The sequence below is a fragment of the Helicobacter valdiviensis genome (genome assembly GCF_003245365.1).
Classification (GTDB): Bacteria; Campylobacterota; Campylobacteria; order Campylobacterales; family Helicobacteraceae; genus Helicobacter_D; species Helicobacter_D valdiviensis.
Genome location: NZ_NBIU01000069.1, coordinates 1 through 2,653, shown reverse-complemented (window position 1 = coordinate 2,653; position 2,653 = coordinate 1). Strand labels below are relative to the sequence as shown.

The following is a 2,653-nucleotide window of genomic DNA, read 5'->3' as shown; positions in this document are numbered from 1 at the left end:
AATAATGCTTGAGTTTATGTCTTTTAATCTTGAGAGAACCGAGCCTGTAAAGTTGTTATTTACTGCATCTCTTGCACTCTTTGAGTTCATCTCACTTACTTTAATAGGATCATCTATCAAAATATGTGAGGGGTATTTTAAAAAGTAGATGTAACTATCTTTAAATATTTTTAGCAAAAATCCCATAAATGCGATATTAATGCGTATAAAAAGTGCCATTTTAAATTTCTGCAAACAAGTGCAAAAAATCCCAAATATCCCAAAATGATAAAAACTCTTTAGAGATAGTTACATTTTTGCTTAAAATAATCTTATAAAATGTTTTGATGTAACTATCCTCTTTAAATGCCTATAAATCGTATTTTAACCACCTTTTATTCTAAAAATATATGTAACTATCTATGGCTTTAAGGTTTATAGGATAGTTACATGTACTTCTTAAATATTTTTAGAGCTTTTTACAGAATACAATAAATATAGAATATAATTCTTAAAAAATAAAGGGAATTTTATGAAAAATAATCAAGCTAAAGAAGAAAAGTTAGAAAGTATTAAAGTAGATAAACCTATAGAGAAAAAAGAAGAGGATTTGTTTAATAGAAGTTTAGTAGTAAAACAGCTAAATACAATCATTAAAAACTACAAAGAAGAAGACAGTATTGTTTTTGGAGTTATAGGTGATTGGGGTAGTGGAAAAACTTCTTTTATTAATATGGTTTTAGAAGATTTTAAAAATGATGAAAATTTCATTATAGTGAAATTTAATCCTTGGAATATCTCTACTAGAAAACAACTTATTAGCGATTTTTTTACAAAGCTCTCTGTAGAAATTGGAAAGAAAAATATAATAAATTTTGAAAAAATTGGTAATCGATTAGAAATTTTATCTAATATATTTAAGCCTCTTTCATATATTCCTATTCCCGAATTATCTATTTTTACTAATATTAGTTCAAAAGCCTTGGGAGATGTTGGCAAAGCATTGAAAAAGTTTGCAGAAGCTAATAAAAAAGATTTAGAAACAATTAAAGAAAATATTAATAACTACCTAACAGATACTGAATTTAATAAAAAAATAATCATAGTTATTGATGATCTTGATAGATTAGCCGATACAGATATACAAAAAATTTTTCAACTTGTAAGATCTATAGCTGATTTTAAAAATACCATATATATTCTTTCTTATGATGAAGAGATTGTCTCTAAAGCTTTAGATAAAATCCAAAAAGACAAGGGTGGTAAATATATAGAAAAGATAGTGCAAGTTCCTATCAAATTGCCTAAAATTAGTCAAGAAAACTTAAGAGATATATTTGTGAAAAAGTTAGAAACAATTAACATAAGATACGAAACGCTGTATAAACAAGATTTTATTGAAGCAATAAAGAGCAATAATTTTGCAAATGCTTTTAAGAACATTAGAGATATGGAGAGATTTTAAATACTTTTAAAATTGAAGTTAATGCTATAAATCAAGAATTGCATTTATATGATTTTGCAGTGATTACACTATTAAAAGTATTTGAGACTAGGTTTTATGATTATATATATGAGAACCATTCATTGTTTATGCAAGGATGTAATCCTAAAGGAGATCGATATAAACCAGAAGAAATCACCAAAATTATTAACCAAGAAATAAAGAATTTTACTAAACTAAATGAAAATATTACTTTAAGATTGATTTATTCTATTTTCCCAAACATAAATGTTTTATTAGAAACAAGTTATGCTGATATGGATAATAAACACTATAGAATAGCTTCACCATATTTTTATTATTATTTTATATTAAAATTTCCAGATAATAGCATCCCTAAAGAGCTTTTAGAAGAAATTATTAATGCAAATTCTATTGAAAAATATAATGAGATTTTTGAAATAAATAATTTAAATTCTTTAATAGGGTTACAGTATATCTATGATACACAACACGAAGCTTTTATTAAAAAAATCACTCACAAAGAGCAATTTTTGCTATATCTTTTTAATATTTTTGATGAGATTGAAGGAGATTTGTCAAAAAAATATAAAATATATTGTCAATATTTTCGTTTTTTGGCTTCTGGTAAAGAAATAGTTGATAAAGCTATTAAGGATGATAAAAATCCTCTAGAAGTTAGAATACTATATATATTACAAATTGCTTCTAACACCCCAAAAGATATCTTGTTTGAAGAAAATATTGAAAATTTGATTGAAGAATTAAGGGGTAAATACAAAGAAAAAACAAAGGAACAATTAAGATTATTTATAAATTATTGTTTTGACTTTGATAGAGCTTTGTCAATATGTGTTCAAAATCCAAAATTGCTTTTTTTGTTTTTATGGGATTTGGTAGGTATAGATTATAAAGAATTGGTTATATCTAATAAGCTAAAATTGATTATGGAACAATGTGAAAAAGAAAATTTACTCAAATTAATGCAAGATGTTTTTCCAAATTTTACAAAAGAGAAAGAGGATATTGAAAAATATCTACAAAATATCTTAAATGATTAAAAACTCCAAGAAATCAAACTAGCTTTTGATTTCTAACACAAATATTCTTCTTTTATTTGTATTTTCTTTGTTTTAAAAGCTTTTCTTGCAATTTGAAATTTTATGCTTTAATATTAAAAAGCATAAAGGAATATCCATGCAAAATACT

Annotated in this window: 2 protein-coding genes and 1 pseudogene; 2 read left to right on the top strand and 1 reads right to left on the bottom strand. The window is 24.3% G+C overall.

Features of this window, described 5'->3' with window-relative positions:
* Positions 1 to 219 (bottom strand): annotated as a pseudogene (locus B6S12_RS10960) (hypothetical protein); the annotation flags it as partial.
* Between the two features lie 292 nt (positions 220 to 511).
* On the opposite strand from B6S12_RS10960, the gene B6S12_RS10445 reads away from it, so the two are divergent.
* Both B6S12_RS10445 and B6S12_RS11850 read left to right on the top strand, forming a co-directional pair.
* A complete protein-coding gene (locus B6S12_RS10445) occupies positions 512 to 1,444 on the top strand; it encodes a KAP family P-loop NTPase fold protein (RefSeq protein WP_111230714.1) in 933 nt (310 codons plus the stop codon).
* Between the two features lie 128 nt (positions 1,445 to 1,572).
* On the top strand, positions 1,573 to 2,505 hold the full coding sequence (locus B6S12_RS11850; RefSeq protein ID WP_111230713.1) for a hypothetical protein: 933 nt from the start codon (positions 1,573 to 1,575) through the stop codon (positions 2,503 to 2,505).
* The last annotated feature ends 148 nt before the right edge of the window (positions 2,506 to 2,653 follow it).